15 protein-coding genes and 1 pseudogene are annotated in these 14,021 nt (G+C 62.7%); 9 read left to right on the forward strand and 7 right to left on the reverse strand.

The genetic code is table 11. The features are described 5' to 3' along the window. Positions 1–30: 30 nt before the first annotated feature. Entirely contained in the window at positions 31–1,854 is a 1,824-nt protein-coding gene (locus F9288_RS16940; protein WP_174837868.1) for a DUF885 family protein, read from the forward strand. A 201-nt stretch (positions 1,855–2,055) separates the two neighbouring features. Here F9288_RS16940 and F9288_RS16945 read toward each other — a convergent pair whose 3' ends face one another. The 6 genes from F9288_RS16945 to F9288_RS16970 all read right to left on the reverse strand — a co-directional run bounded on the left by F9288_RS16945 (position 2,056) and on the right by F9288_RS16970 (position 7,573). Then, entirely contained in the window at positions 2,056–3,027 is a 972-nt protein-coding gene (locus tag F9288_RS16945; protein ID WP_174839145.1) for a glycosidase, read from the reverse strand. Between the two features lie 5 nt (positions 3,028–3,032). Next, positions 3,033–3,797 (reverse strand): SDR family NAD(P)-dependent oxidoreductase, encoded by a 765-nt coding sequence (locus tag F9288_RS16950; RefSeq protein ID WP_174837869.1) that lies wholly within the window; start codon positions 3,795–3,797, stop codon positions 3,033–3,035. Between the two features lie 358 nt (positions 3,798–4,155). Then, on the reverse strand, positions 4,156–4,779 hold the full coding sequence (locus tag F9288_RS16955) for a TetR/AcrR family transcriptional regulator (RefSeq protein ID WP_174837870.1): 624 nt from the start codon (positions 4,777–4,779) through the stop codon (positions 4,156–4,158). 12 nt (positions 4,780–4,791) lie between these two features. Continuing rightward, positions 4,792–6,297 (reverse strand): acyl-CoA carboxylase subunit beta, encoded by a 1,506-nt coding sequence (locus F9288_RS16960; protein ID WP_254620920.1) that lies wholly within the window; start codon positions 6,295–6,297, stop codon positions 4,792–4,794. Positions 6,298–6,398: 101 nt separating this feature from the next. Further along, the gene (locus F9288_RS16965; RefSeq protein ID WP_217482546.1) at positions 6,399–7,199 is read right to left on the reverse strand and encodes an SDR family NAD(P)-dependent oxidoreductase; all 801 of its coding nucleotides are present in this window, start codon (positions 7,197–7,199) and stop codon (positions 6,399–6,401) included. A gap of 101 nt (positions 7,200–7,300) precedes the next feature. After that, positions 7,301–7,573, reverse strand: coding sequence for a hypothetical protein (locus F9288_RS16970; protein ID WP_174837872.1), 273 nt, complete (start codon positions 7,571–7,573; stop codon positions 7,301–7,303). A gap of 208 nt (positions 7,574–7,781) precedes the next feature. On the opposite strand from F9288_RS16970, the gene F9288_RS16975 reads away from it, so the two are divergent. The 3 genes and pseudogenes from F9288_RS16975 to F9288_RS22215 all read left to right on the forward strand — a co-directional run bounded on the left by F9288_RS16975 (position 7,782) and on the right by F9288_RS22215 (position 8,723). After that, a complete protein-coding gene (locus F9288_RS16975; protein WP_174837873.1) occupies positions 7,782–8,039 on the forward strand; it encodes a hypothetical protein in 258 nt (85 codons plus the stop codon). 51 nt (positions 8,040–8,090) lie between these two features. Continuing rightward, positions 8,091–8,159: pseudogene (locus F9288_RS22210) on the forward strand (hypothetical protein); the annotation flags it as partial. 390 nt (positions 8,160–8,549) lie between these two features. Then, on the forward strand, positions 8,550–8,723 hold the full coding sequence (locus tag F9288_RS22215) for a hypothetical protein (protein WP_174837874.1): 174 nt from the start codon (positions 8,550–8,552) through the stop codon (positions 8,721–8,723). 166 nt (positions 8,724–8,889) lie between these two features. Here the strand turns inward: F9288_RS22215 and F9288_RS16990 are convergent, their stop codons facing one another. Beyond that, complete coding sequence (locus F9288_RS16990) at positions 8,890–9,129, reverse strand: membrane dipeptidase (RefSeq protein WP_174837875.1); 240 nt, start codon at positions 9,127–9,129, stop codon at positions 8,890–8,892. Between F9288_RS16990 and F9288_RS16995 the strand changes: the two genes are divergently transcribed. The 5 genes from F9288_RS16995 to F9288_RS17010 all read left to right on the forward strand — a co-directional run bounded on the left by F9288_RS16995 (position 9,106) and on the right by F9288_RS17010 (position 14,017). Further along, the gene (locus F9288_RS16995) at positions 9,106–9,645 is read left to right on the forward strand and encodes a LysR substrate-binding domain-containing protein (RefSeq protein ID WP_174837876.1); all 540 of its coding nucleotides are present in this window, start codon (positions 9,106–9,108) and stop codon (positions 9,643–9,645) included. The two genes, F9288_RS16990 and F9288_RS16995, sit on opposite strands and share 24 nt — an antisense overlap. Before the next feature lie 83 nt (positions 9,646–9,728). Continuing rightward, positions 9,729–10,331: an alpha/beta hydrolase fold domain-containing protein gene (locus tag F9288_RS17000; RefSeq protein WP_302675337.1), complete on the forward strand. Its 603-nt coding sequence runs from the start codon at positions 9,729–9,731 to the stop codon at positions 10,329–10,331. A gap of 114 nt (positions 10,332–10,445) precedes the next feature. After that, entirely contained in the window at positions 10,446–10,739 is a 294-nt protein-coding gene (locus F9288_RS21945; protein ID WP_217482547.1) for a hypothetical protein, read from the forward strand. Positions 10,740–11,012: 273 nt separating this feature from the next. Continuing rightward, positions 11,013–13,352, forward strand: a complete 2,340-nt coding sequence (locus F9288_RS17005; protein WP_174837878.1) for a TonB-dependent receptor — start codon at positions 11,013–11,015, stop codon at positions 13,350–13,352. Continuing rightward, positions 13,262–14,017: a cysteine hydrolase family protein gene (locus F9288_RS17010; protein WP_217482548.1), complete on the forward strand. Its 756-nt coding sequence runs from the start codon at positions 13,262–13,264 to the stop codon at positions 14,015–14,017. Before F9288_RS17005 ends, F9288_RS17010 begins: the two co-directional genes overlap by 91 nt. Positions 14,018–14,021: the final 4 nt, after the last annotated feature.

Below are 14,021 nucleotides of genomic sequence, written 5' to 3' on the forward strand. Positions count from 1 at the left end.
GCGCGATTGCCATCCCGGGGGAGTAAACCGATGAATCGCCGCTCGTTTCTTGGCCACGCCAGTATCGCCGCCCTGGCCGCCGGCCTGCCGGCCGTCGCTCACGCCACAGCCGCCGCCACCGCAACCGGCAGCGGCGATGCGAGGCTCCACGCCCTGCTCGATCGGATTTTCGCCGACCGGCTGGTCAGCAACCCCGAAGGCGCTACCCGGCTCGGGCTCGATACCGGCAAGAACGCCGCGCTGAAGTCGCAGCTCGAGGGGCGCGGCGCGCTCGATGCCGCGCGCAATCTCACCCGCGCCAAGAGCGAGTTCGCCGCGATCCGGGCGATCGATCCGGCGACGCTCGGCGAGGACGCGCGGCTCGATTTCGATGTCGTCACCTGGCAGCTCGAACGCAGCATCGCCGGACAGGAGCGGTTCCACTATGGCTCTAACGGCGGGCGCTTCTCGCCCTATCTGCTGAGCCAGCTGACGGGCGCCTATCAGGATATCCCCGATTTTCTCGATACCCAGCATCGCGTGAAGGATGCGGCCGATGCCGACGCCTATCTGGCGCGGCTCGGCGCCTTTGCCACAGTGCTCGATCAGGAGACCGAGCAGCAGCGCATCGATGCCGGCAAAGGGGTGTTCGCGCCCGATTATATTCTCGACACCACGCTCAAGCAGTTCGCCGCGCTGCGTGACAGGCCCGCGGCGGAAACCGGCCTCGTCACCGGCTTTGCGGAAAAGCTGAAGAAGGCCTGGCTGCCGCCGGAACGCGCGACGCAGGCCGCCAGCCTGGTAGCGGACAAGGTGTTCCCCGCGCTCGATCGGCAGCGCGCGCTGGTCAAGGAATTGCGCGGCAAGGCGGTGCATGACGCCGGCGTGTGGCGCCTGCCGGACGGCGATGCCTATTACGCCGCCGCCGCCGAAGCCGCGACCACCGCGCAACTGACCGGCGACGAGATCCACAAGCTCGGGCTGGAGCAGGTCGCGGAAATCAGCGCGCGGATCGACGGCATCCTGAAAACCCAGGGAATGACGCAGGGCACCGTCGGCGCCCGGCTGGTCGCGCTCAACGAGCGGCCGGATCAGGTCTTTCCCAATACCGACGAGGGCCGCGCCGCGCTGCTCGAACAGCTCAACCAGCAGATCCGCCGGATGGCGCCACGGCTGCCCGAGCAATTCGCCACTCTCCCCAAGGCCCCGGTCGAGGTGCGCCGCGTACCCCCGGCGATCCAGGCCGACGCACCGGGCGGCTATTATCAGAACGCCTCGCTCGATGGCTCGCGTCCGGGCATCTATTACATCAACCTGCGCGACACGTTCGACCGGCCCAAGTTCGGCCTCGCCACACTGACTCACCACGAGGCGATCCCGGGGCACCATCTGCAGGTGATGCTGGCGCTCGAATCCAAGGATATCCCGCTGATCCGCCGGCGCGGTTTCTTCAGCGGCTATTCGGAAGGCTGGGCGCTCTATTCGGAGCAACTGGCGGACGAAATGGGGATGTTCGCGGGCGATCCGCTCGGACAGGTCGGCTATCTCCAGTCGCTGCTGTTCCGTGCGACGCGGCTGGTGGTTGATTCTGGGATGCACGCCAAGCGCTGGAGCCGCGAGAAGGCGACAGACTATCTCATCGCCATCACCGGCATCGCGCGCGGCCGCAGCCAGGGCGAGATCGATCGCTACACGGTCTGGCCGGGCCAGGCGTGCAGCTACAAGATCGGCCACACCGTCTGGACCAAGTTGCGCGACGAGGCCCGTGCCAAGGCCGGCGCGAACTGGGACCCGCGCGCCTTCCATTCGGTGCTGCTGAAGGGCGCGATGCCGCTCACCGTATTGGAAAAACTGGTCCGCGCGCGCATGGCATGACGCGTTCGGGCGGGGGATTTCCCTCCCCCGCCCGGCTACACGTCAAGGCGCGACGTCGCCCGCCTTCGCCGCGATCGGCCGGGCATAATCGACCAGCGAGATCAGCAGCTTGCCCGGCGCCAACGCCTGCGGCATGCCACTATATTACCGATAATTCAGAACATATCGCCGTTTTTGAAACGCGTTTTCGTCCCTCGCCATTCAACTGCGGCGGATACGGGCACGGGCGAGCCGCCGGTCCTCCAGCGAGTAATAAAGCCAGATCTCACGATCGACCATGACGGTCGAGGCGGCGAAGGCTATATCGGGAGCGGAGCGGTCCGGGACGGGCGGCGGCGTGATCAGGGGCTGGATGCCGCGCGCTATCACGCCGCCATAGTCGCGATCGAACGCCACCCAGCCTATTCGCCAGCGCGCATCGTGTGTCGCACCATTGTAGAACATCACGGGCAGAGCCTCCGGGTGCGTCAACAGCGGGCCGGTCGACAAATGCCAGTCGTCCCAATTGTTCTCGCGAGGGAGCAACGGCGGGGGCATTTCGATCCAGGGACCGGCGACGCCCGCGCCGATCGCGAGCCCGATCCGCGAGGATTCCTCCACCGCATATTCGTAGAACAGCCGCCATTGCCCGTCGCTGGCGCGCTCGACCGTCGCCTCCTTGGTATTCCCGCGTGATTTCGAGGAGGCGAGCGCGATCCCGTGCTTTTCCAGCCGGTCTATCGCCGTCCCGCTCGCGTAGCACAGATCGCCATGCGCCATGTCGGCGAGCACCCCCGTATAATAAACGACATAACCGCCATCGAGATCAATCACCACGGTGGGGTCTTCCACCCCGCCCGCATCGCTCACATCGGGACCGGGGACGATGACCGGGCGCGGAAGCATCGCGAAGCTCACGCCATCGTCGCTCCATCCCGCCCAGATCTGGCCGGTATCGGTAAGCGGGGCGCCCGCCGCGACCACCGCGCGCACCATCATGCCGAACCGCCCGTTCGGGTCACGCCAGACGAAAGGGCTCATCAGATCGCGGGCCAGCAGCTCCGGCGGTCCATCGATCGACACGTCCTCGATCTGCTGGACGTTGAAATCGAGGGTGACGCCATTGGGCGCAACGGTGTCGCGAACCGGCGGATCTGGTAACGCAGCGGTTGCCTTGTCTTGGGAAAGCGGCATCCCGGTCACGCACCCAATCCCCGCATCAGCGACAGGCCCCCATCGATCACCATTTGCGCGCCGGTGATATAATTTGCCTTCGTCGAGGCAAGGAACACCGCAAGGTCAGCGACTTCGTCCGCGGTGCCCGCCCGGCCCAGCGGGATGTTCCGTTCCAGCGATCGACGATAGGTCGCGTCTGTTTCGGCGTGCGCATTCATTGGCGTGAGGATCATCCCCGGCGCGATGGCGTTGACCCGCACGCCATTGGGCGCCTCCTCAATCGCCAGGGTCTCCACCAGCCGCGAGAGGCCGCCCTTCGCCGCGCAATAATCGGCGCCACCGGCACGGACGGCATAGGCATGGATCGACGAAATATGGATGATCGCGGCCGGGGCGCTCCCGGCGCCGCGCGCCCTGAGGAAGCGCCGCGATGTGAGAAATGCGCCAGTAAGGTCGGTCGAGAGCAGATTTTCCCACTGGGGCAACGCCATGTCGCGCACGAGCACGCCACTCATGTTTCGCCCAGCCGAATTGACCAGCACGGAAACGGTGCCCCAACGCTCCTCGATCGCGATGAACGCCTGATCGACCGACTGTTCGCTATCAACGTGGCATTGCACGATCATGGCGTCCCCGCCCGCAGCCACGACAGCGGCCGCGCTGACGCGTGCCGCATCCTCATCCGCATAATAACCAATGGCGACACGGTCGCCCTCGGCACCGAAAGCCACCGCGCACGCCGCGCCGATGCCCGATTCAGCCCCCGTCACCAACACCGTTCGCGGCATGATAATTCTATCCCACGCTCATCCTTGCGCACGATAACGCGGCGCGGGCTGTCCGGTTCAGCGTCAACGGAAACAGCGCACGTTTCAAGAACGCCGGCCAAGAATCACATAGGTGATACCAAATATGGTGACGATCACGATATTTGCCATCAGCCTTCTCCGGAAATCGTTCCGAAAGAAGAAAAAGTCGGCGACGATTATGAAGGCAATCATCATCGGAATCAGAAATATCGCGAAGTTACTCACCTTCCAATCTTCCATGGCTAATTGAAGGACGTTAATTTATTTCCATCATCGTTGACCAAGCAATCGTTCCCTCAATCCTCGCCTACTTTCTCCGTGCACATATATCAATATATTATGAAGTACTATTATAAATCGGCAAAAATAACGAAGGAATCAAGAATTTTCGGAGAAAATCTCTATTTCTCTCCTCGTCGTCATGATCGTAGTGAGAATAAAATCTGAGAGATAGCTGAATTCTCGTGATCCACTCGGCATATTCTTTCAGGGTGACATTTTTTCTTATTCTTCCCTCTCGCACGGCCTGCTCGAAAATCAGCGCGCAATAATCCTCACCCAGAAGCTTGAATTCATCCGCATAGAAAGCCAGTCGATTGAGCGATGCGACGTCATGATCGAACAGCATTTGCAATATGCGGATTCTCGGCGCTTCCCTTAGCCAATATATCATGGGCTCGATCGCCTTGTCCTCCAATGAGGAAAATGACGCCGCGACTTCTTTCAACTTCAGAACAAGATCGGCAATTTCCCGCGAAATCAACGCGACTAATATGGCATCAAAATCGTTGAAGTGCCGATAAAGCGTTGCCCTGCCGATCCCGGCTTCAGTCGCAATGTCGCTCATGGCCACGCGCTCGAGTCCGATGCGCGTGCAGCATTGCATCGCGGCGTCGAGAATCGCCGTGCGCGTCTTCCCCCGCCTGCCTCCGTGATCGCCGCCTGACCTGTCGCTCGCCATTTCGACTCCGGCTTATGGCGTGACGCCGCCGGGTCTCGGCTCCGACGGCCTGTCCAGCCGCGCCGACACTAACGACAGGCCGTCGAGCAGGGCATTCCTCAATTCGCGAGGATCGATCACCGCGTCATAGACCATCTTGTCACTCATTGCCCAAGCGCCCGCCGTCTGCTCGGCGATCGCCCTTGCGCGCGCGGCTTCCCCAAGCCCGGCCGCCGCCGCGCCGCTCGCCGCCGGCATCGCCCCAAGACTGATCGCGGGGAAGGCGAGGGTCAGCGTCTGCCCGTCGAACGGGTTCATCCCCATGATCGAGGAGCCGAATCCGAACGCCTTGCGCAAGGTGACATGCAGCTTCGGCGTACGCAGTCGGTGCTGGACGGTGAACATGCGGGCGGCGCTACGCAGCACGCCAGCCCGCTCGGATGCGGTTCCGGGCAACACGCCTGGATTGTCCGCGAGGAAGATGACGGGCAGATGGAAGGCATCCGCCACCTCCAGAAAATGCGCGGCTTTCTGCGCCGCCGCCGAATCGACCGCTCCGGCGCGCACCGCGGGATTGTTGGCGACGATCGCGACACTTCGTCCGCCAAGTCGCGCCAGCGCGGTGACGAGCGTCCCGCCAAAGTCGGGCTGCACCTCCAGCACAGCGCCCTCGTCAGCGAGCATGCGCAGCAACACGCGTGCGTCGAACGGGATGCGCGGATCGGGATGGATAAGATCCAGAATGCCATCGAGCATTCGCGGCTGCATATCCGGCCCTTCCGTTCTGGAAGATCCCTCCCACGCGTTGCGCGGGAAATAGGACAGATAGGATCGCGCCATGGCGATGGCGGCGGAATCGTCGGTGACAAGATTATGCGCGAGCCCGGAAGCCTTCACATGCACCGCCGGCCCGCCCAGTTCCTCCTTCGTCGCGGTTTCGCCGAGCGCGGCCTTCACGATCGGCGGCCCGGCCGCGAACAGCGAGGCGGCTTCGGTCATCACGACGAAATCGCTGAGCGGCGCGGTCAGCGCGCCATGTCCCGCCGAAGGCCCCATCACGAGGCAGACCATCGGCACCAACCCGGACAATTCCACGAGCGCCTGAAGATCACCCGGAGCGGGCGTGGAATGCTCATTCGTCAGGCGGTGTCCGGCGCCCTCAAGCATGAATACGAGCGGCACCCGCTCCTGTCGGGCAAGTTGCGCCAGTCGATAGCGCTTTGCGGAACCCGCGTCGCCAATCGACCCGGCCAACACCGTGAAATCCTCGATCCCCGCCAGTACGGGCCCGCCGTCGATCCGGCCGAATCCGGCAATCAGGCCGTCCGCCGGCGCGGAGGCTTCCCCACCCTCGCTCAGGTTGCCTGCAAAGGCGCCTAGCTCGACGAAATTCCCCTCATCGAACAGCGCCGCCGCGCGCTCCCGGGCGTTCAATTTCCCGGCGCGCCGGTGACGATCAAGGCGTTCCGGTCCACCCATCGCCGTGGCGAAATCGCGCTTGCGCTGGAGTTCGCCGAGAATGGCGTCCCAATTGCCCAATGGCTTCCTTCCCTTCCAGCCCGCTTCGGTCTCTTTATGAGACAACAATGAGACATTCGCAATAAAAATGTCTCATTATCGCGCGATGAAAAGAATTTTTCCTAACGCCGGGGAGTCGGAAGATGCCCCCCATCGACATAGATGGTCTGCCCGGTGATCCATTCGCCCTGATCGCTGCACAGGAACGTCACGAGGTGCGCGATATCCTCACCTGTGCCTGCACGCCCCAGCGAAATATAGGCGGAGACCATGTCATCCCACACCTTGCCGCGCGGCACGTCGTCGAGCCGGCTCGTCTCCACGATGCCGGGCGCGACGACATTCACCCGGATTTTCTTCGGCCCCAGTTCGCGCGCCATGATGGTCGTCAGGCCGTTGATGGCCACCTTGGTGGTTGCGTAAGCGCCGGTATCGGGGGCAAGCAACTGGGCCGCCAGCGACGAGATATTGATGATCGCGCCGCCGTTGCCCTGTTCACTCATTTGCCGAGCAAAGGCGCGGGACATATAGAACGTCCCGTTCAGATTGACATTCATCACCCTTTGCCATGTGTCGATCGACAATTCGGTGACGGGCACACGATCGTTGCCGCGCGTTGCGCCGGCATTGTTCACGAGGAAATCCACGCGGCCGAATTCGTTGACGATGCGCGCGAGCAGCGTCTCGACCGCCTCCGGGTCGCTCACATCCGAAACCACCGGCAGTGCGCGACGCCCGAGCTGGCGGATTTCATCCGCCACCGATTCGATATCGCGCCAGTTCGCTTCGCGTTCGTCCTCGGGATAGGCCTCGGGCGGCCGCCCCGTGCCCGTCAGCACCACGTCGCAACCGGCCTGCGCCAGTACCCTCGCGATCGGTCGTCCAATGCTGCGCATCCGACCGGCGCCGGTGACCACCGCCACCTTTCCCTCAAAGCCGGTCAGTGCATAGGTCATGTCGGTTTCTTCCTTTTCCCGATCATTAGTGGCCACAAGGAATTAAAGATGCTGAGGTCAAGTAAATTTCAATTCGCCTTATAGACTGAGCGTGCGGACGCGGCACCGTTTTTCGAGTCCAAGCAGAAGCGTGAAAGGTCGCGCGCCACCGTTACCGGGCCGACGAATGTCGATCGGGCGCGCGACAACAGGGTCGGCTCTACCGCGGCCGTCGGCCCGACGACGCTCAGGTGGGTTAACACCAGCGCATGTGCGGCGACAGCGGTGGCCATCGCCCCGGCCTGCTCCGGCGACAGGTGGTGGCTCGATCCCGTGGAGGTCGAGATCGGTATCCTGTCCAACAGTATCGCGCGGCGCGCCTGAAACGAGGCTGGCGGTGAAGCGCGAGACATCCGTTATCATCGTCGGCGCGGGACCGACCGGCCTGTGCCTTGCCAACCTGCTGGGCTAGGCCAGCGTCAGCCGGTCGGCCTGATTGTTGTCTTGCTAATCCCCCAAGCCTATATTGCGCGGGCGATCCAGACGGATTCGCGCTGGAAGATTTGACCGATGACGAACGTGGCGACCCAAGTGCTGGCAACTGTGAACGCGCCTTATGGCGCGAACCTGACCGCGCACCAGCTCGCGGCGATGATCGCCGACCCCAAAAGCGTGAAGAGCGCGCCGGTGTTCGCGTTCTTCTCCGAGGTGAGCGCGCCCATCCAGAAGCAGTTCATCGCGGAAATGGACGTGGACGCGGCCAAGGCAGGCGCGCTCGCCACGCGGATCGCCAGGCTTTCGGGCTACAAGTTGCCGCTGGCGGCCTGATGGCGGCCCTTCGGGCGAGCCAATGGCCGCTGCTGTTCGACCGCCATCGACATCCTCGGTCATTTTGAAGCCGCGCAGGGCTTCGCGCCGGATTGGAGCTTCAGCGGCGGAACCGCGCTGATGCTCCAGATCGACCACCGCGAAAGCGACGACATCGACATCTTCCTCGACGACCCACAGGTGCTGCCGTTCCTGAACCCGGAGACGCAGGGCTAGGCCCTGTCGCGGCGGCCGGACGGCTATCAGACCGACGGAGCCGGCGCGCTCAAGCTCGCCTACGCCGATATCGGCGAGATCGACTTCATCTGCTCGCCGAGCATCGTTCAGGATCCAGTCGAACGGCGACAGGTGCGCGGCCGTGATGTGGCGCTGGAGACGCCGGCCGAGATCATCGCCAAGAAGGTCTATTTCCGGGGTGCGAGCTTCCAGCCGCGCGACATGTTCGACCTCGCGGCGGTGGTCTAGCATTCAGGGTCCGGCTACATCGTAGCCGCGCTCAGCCAATGCGGCGTGCAACGCTGCGCGACGGCGCTCGCCACGGTGGACCGGGCCAATCCCGATTATGTGCGCTCCATCATCGGCCAGTTAATGTGTCGCGACCGCAACGCGCATCTCGTTGCCGAGGCGCAGACGATCAGCCGCACCATTCTCGATCAGGCGCGTTCTGCCGCGCAACCGGACTAGGAGGCCCCCGGATCGGCACGGCACGCCCCCTGGGCTGCGCGATGCGGTTCACCGAGGACTTTACCCTCGCTGAGCTGAAGACATTGCGCGTGAACGAACGACTGGGCCACCGAAAGCTCGCCGGATTTCCCGCCGAAGGGGCCTCAGGGCAAGGACTGGCAATACCTTACCTGATCGAACGTCCCTTCCAGACCACGCCGAAGAGCCTCAGGAAATTGCCCCCGACGAACGCGATCGTCTCCTGCTCGCCATATCCCCGCCGCAGCAGCTCCGAAGCCAGCAGGGGAATCTGCCGGTAGCTGGTCAGCACCGGCTTGTAGTTCGCATCCATATCCGTGCCGAGCGCCACGAATTCCGGGCCAACCGCGCGGCGCAGCGGAACGTGGTGCTGCCGCCCGGTGGTCATCCGCTGGAGACGCGGGAAATCGTGCATTGCGCGGAACTCGCCGGGCATAATCTGGTGCTCTACCGTAACACCGGCGCCTATGGCGATCATGGCCCGATCCGCGAGCTTTTCATGAATGCCGGTATCCGCCCGAAGGTGGCGGCGCTGGCCGATACGCGCTCCACGTTGCTGATGCTGACCGCCGCTGGCGTGGGTATAACCTTCGTGCCGTCGTCGCTCGCGATGCTGGGCATGAAAACGAATGTGATGCGCCCGCTGGAGGCGCCGGAGATGTCGGTTCAAGAACTCCCCCTCCGGGATGGCGTTGCAGTTCCTTCGGGTCGTGCGCGAAGTGATCGGAAAATGAACGCGATAGCGTCGGGGCCATGCGTGTTCCTCGACTATACGCAAGAAGAGCTGGACCGTAACTTCGACCAGCGCGCGTGGGTGAGCGACGCGGACGCCTTGCTGCGAAATCACGCGGTGATGAGCGAGCGCGCACGGCAGCAACTGCGCGGCACGTTCGACATACGATAAAGTCCTTATGCAGATGAGACGCTGGATTTCTTCCCGGCCGACGCTCCGGGCGCGCCGCTAGCGATTTTCGTCCATGGCGGCGCCTGCGTGCCTCATCGAAGGAAAGCCATTCCTTCGTTGCCAATGCCTATGTGCCGGCCGGGATCAGCGTGGCGATCCCGGAGTTCGGCAAGCTGCCGGGAACCGCCATGCCGGACGTGGTGGAGCAGATTCGCCGGGTAATCGAATGGGCCGGGCAGAACGCCGGGTCTTTCGGCTACGATGCCGGCAATCTTCATATGGTGGGCCATTCCGCTGGCGCGCATCTCGCTGCCACGACGGCGACGGCCGACCGTTCACCAGGTACGGTGCGGAGCCTTGCCTGTATCAGCGGCATCTATAATCTGATCCCGGTGATGCTCAGCGCGCGGCGGCATTATGTCTACCTGTCGCCGCAAGAAATCTTGCGGCTCAGCCCGTTGCGTCACTTGCAGAACCTGACGTGCAAGACATCGGTGTTTTTCGCCGAAGGCGACAGCATGGAATTCAAGCGTCAATCGCAAGTATTCGTCGATAGCCTGGAGACAGCGGGCAAGCTTTTTTTCAGCCGGCGTTTCGTTGCGAACCATTATGACGTTCTCGACATGCTGGATTCGCCGGAGTCGTTGTTGAGCTGCGCATTGCGCCAAGTGGCACTTGCTACCTGACACTTGGACGACCGCGTCCCTCGCAATCTTAACCGGCGGTCAGAAAGAAGCTCAAGGGACGCCCCTGCATCCGCGACGATGTTCGCCCGGCAGGCTGGAAGATGGAGTCCGGCGATGGGCACCAGCGCCTATGGGTCGGCTCCGGGAAGGTTGGCGACCTCGCTGACTTCGCTCCCGCCCTTGTCCTGGAGCTGGTCGCATTGGGCATTGGCGTGGAATCGGCAGGATGGCTGCTCTCACCCGCGCCTATTAATTATGCCGAAGCAATCTGGATCGCGGCGCTCGGGTTTTGCGCCAACCTCCGTTCTCACAATCATCGCCTTGCTTGCCGGACTTTACCTCGGATCGGGGTGGATAGACCCGATCATGGGCATCATCGGCGCGGTCGTGATCGCCTGCTGGTCATAGGGCGTGCTGCGCGACACCGGACAGGTCCTGCTCGACGCCGCAGCTAACCGTGCGAGGCAGCGGCGGCGTGCCGAATGGAAGACTGTAGCGGATGCAAAGTCGGGGTATCGAGAGGCTGTATTTTTCTGCGATCGCGGCAAAGGTCACCTAGCGTCTACATCGATACTTGCAATCAAAAAATATCGCTACCATCAATTGCCGGGGCGCCACATAACCTCTCAACCATCAGCAGACGGACGAGCAACGACCGCATCAACGCTGGGAGGGAGAGGAATGAAGAAAAATCAACGCACCGTGATGATCTCGAGCATCGCATTTGCGTGCACGATCAGCCTGGGCAACCCTGCGTCCGCACAAACAAGCGACGCCCCCAAGGCGCAGGATGGCAACAGCACCACGGCGCTCCCCGACATCGTCGTGACCGCCCAGAAGCGCTCGGAGTCGATCAACACCGTGCCGATGTCGATCACGGCCGCATCCGGCGACACGCTTCGCAATATGGGAGTAACGTCGCCTGACCAACTGGCCAGCGTCGTGCCGGGCTTCACGTTCACGAAGTCGGCATATGGCGCGCCGGTTTACAGCCTCAGGGGCGTCGGCTTCTACGATTATGCGATCGGCGCGGCGCCCGCGGTCAGCGTATATGTGGATGAGGCCCCCCTGCCCTTTTCCACGATAACCCGCGGCGCATCGTTCGATCTGGAGCGTGTCGAGGTTCTCAAGGGACCGCAGGGAACGCTGTTCGGATCGAATTCAACCGGCGGCGCCGTCAACTACATTGCCGCAAAGCCGACGGAAAAGCCCGAAGCCGGCCTCGACATATCATTTGGCCGCTTCAACGACGCCGACTTTTCCGGCTTCGTCTCGGGGCCGATCACAGACACGTTATCGGCGAGGGTCGCGGTGAGGCACGAGATGTCCGGCGACTGGCAGCGCAGCACCACCCGCAACGACACGCTCGGCGCCAGGAATTTCACCGAGGGCCGCGCCTCGCTCGCGTGGAAGCCGGCGTCGAACGTCCGCGCCAGCCTGACGTTCGGAGCGTTCGCGGATGATTCCGATGCGCAGGCTTCCCAGCTCATCCAGATCAATCCGCTACAGCCGCCGTTCGTCAGCCCGGTTCTGACCGGCCTTCCCCTCGTCTCGGGCGATGCGCGGGCGGCCGACTGGACCCCGGGCTTGAATCCACGCCATCACGATCGTCAATATCAGCTAACCGGCCGGATCGATTTCGACATCTCGGATGCCGTCACGCTCACATCATTGACGACCCACAGTTATTATAAGCAGCGCGCCTCCGTCGATCCGGACGGCACCGCGCTGAAGCTCGCCGACACACAGGATATCGGGAACATCGACTCGACGTTTTCCGAACTGCGCCTTTCCGGCAAGTCGCCCGATGGCGCGTTGCAGTGGATCGTCGGCGGCAATTATGAGAACGACAAGATCAACGAAACACAACTGCTGTCCGCCCCCGATGCGTCGGGCTACCGCTTGTTTCATGCCGTTTTCGGGGTGCCGACGCCTGACGTAACGCCGGTCGAAACCCATCAGAACTTCGAAACCGGCGCGGCTTTCGCGAACCTCACTTATAGTTTCGCCAACAGGCTAACGCTGAACGGCGGAATTCGATACACGCGCACGACGGTCGATTTCTCCGGTTGCACGCGCAACAGCCTGAACGGCGCCTCCGGCCAGGCATTGACGATTATCCTGGGCTCGCTCGGCGTGCCCGTGTCCTACGGCCCCGGCTCATGCACCACCTTGGGCCCCGATCTGCAACCGGGGCTTACTTCACAAAGCCTCACGCAAAACAACGTGTCCTGGCGCGTCGGCGTGGACTATAAGACCGCGAACGGCAGCCTGCTCTACGCCAATATCAGCCAGGGATATAAGTCGGGAAGCTTTCCCACGCTTCCGGCGACTTCCTACGCGCAATATATCCCCGTGAAGCAGGAAGGCATTCTTGCGTATGAAGCCGGCTTCAAGGCGCGACTGATCGACAGATCGTTGCAGCTAAACGGATCGCTCTTCTATTATGACTATACCGACAAGCAGACGCTCGGCAGCGTAGTGCTTACTCCGAACATATTCGGACCGCTCAATCATCTGGTCAACATTCCCAAGTCGCACGTCACCGGAGCCGAGCTGCAACTCAACTGGATGCCTGTCGCCGGGCTCAAGCTATCCGCCGACGCTACGTATCTGGATACGAAAATCGGCGACTTCACCAATTATGATCCATATGGCGTCGTGCGCAATTTCAATGGCGAGAGCTTTCCATTCACGCCAAAATGGCAGGCCCATGCCGACATCCAATATGACTGGTCGGTGGGCGGCAATCACAGGGCATTCGTCGGGGGCGACGCGCTCTATCACTCCCGGACCAATTCCGGTCTGGGCAATTATGATATCCTGACGATCGACCCGTACACTTTACTGGGGCTGCGCGCGGGCTTCGGCGCCGCCGACAATTCCTGGACGCTGACCGTCTGGGGCAGGAACATCACGAACAAATATTATTGGACGAACTCCTACAAGATCGCCGACGTGACCGCGCGCTTCGCCGGGATGCCTGCCACCTACGGCATGAGCGCGTCGATCAGGTTCTGACGAATGGATCTGGTCCGCGCCGTCAGGCGGCGCGCCCCTCGCAAACGCCCTCTATTGATTTGGAAAGCAACATGTCATCCGCGCTACTTCTCCTCGATCTGCAAAACGAGATGGTCGATCCCAACGGCAAGGTCGGTTCGCACGGGCTCGCCGGGATCGTGGAGGAGCGCGGAGTCCTGCGCAACGCGGCCCGCGCGCTCGCCGCCGCACGGGCCGCATCGCTTGCGGTCGTCCACGTCCGGCTCGGGTTCCGGCCCGACTATCTGGATTGCCTGAGCGTTGCCGGGCGCATTGAGGAACTCAAGCGCAATCGCGCGGCGATCGCCGGCGAATGGGGAAGCGAATTTCACCCCGACGTCGCTCCGATCGCTGGGGAACTCGTGATCACCAAGCAATGCGTCAATCCGTTCTTCAATACCGGGCTGATGACGTGGCTGATGCAACGCGGCCACCGCACGCTCTATCTCGGCGGCGTGGCGACCCATCTCGTTGTCGAGAGCACAGCGCGCTTCGCCGACGATGCCGGGTTCGCGCCTGTCGTGATAGAGGATATGTGCGCCGCGCCTGACGCGGCTCTCCACGACCATTTCATCGCGAAAATCGCCCCCGCGATCGGGCGCGTCGTGACTACTTCCGACTTCCTAAACGCGCCCGGAAAGGCGTGACTCC

It is taken from the genome of Sphingomonas sp. CL5.1 (genome assembly GCF_013344685.1).
In the GTDB taxonomy this organism is placed as follows: Bacteria; Pseudomonadota; Alphaproteobacteria; order Sphingomonadales; family Sphingomonadaceae; genus Sphingomonas.

Coding starts and splice junctions, on each gene's coding strand:
- F9288_RS16940 (WP_174837868.1), top strand. CDS start 31: ATGAATCGCCGCTCGTTTCTTGGCCACGCCAGTATCGCCGCCCTGGCC.
- F9288_RS16945 (WP_174839145.1), bottom strand. CDS start 3,027: ATGCCGCTTTCCCAAGACAAGGCAACCGCTGCGTTACCAGATCCGCCG.
- F9288_RS16950 (WP_174837869.1), bottom strand. CDS start 3,797: ATGCCGCGAACGGTGTTGGTGACGGGGGCTGAATCGGGCATCGGCGCG.
- F9288_RS16955 (WP_174837870.1), bottom strand. CDS start 4,779: ATGGCGAGCGACAGGTCAGGCGGCGATCACGGAGGCAGGCGGGGGAAG.
- F9288_RS16975 (WP_174837873.1), top strand. CDS start 7,782: ATGACGAACGTGGCGACCCAAGTGCTGGCAACTGTGAACGCGCCTTAT.
- F9288_RS16990 (WP_174837875.1), bottom strand. CDS start 9,129: ATGACCACCGGGCGGCAGCACCACGTTCCGCTGCGCCGCGCGGTTGGC.
- F9288_RS21945 (WP_217482547.1), top strand. CDS start 10,446: ATGGGCACCAGCGCCTATGGGTCGGCTCCGGGAAGGTTGGCGACCTCG.
- F9288_RS17005 (WP_174837878.1), top strand. CDS start 11,013: ATGAAGAAAAATCAACGCACCGTGATGATCTCGAGCATCGCATTTGCG.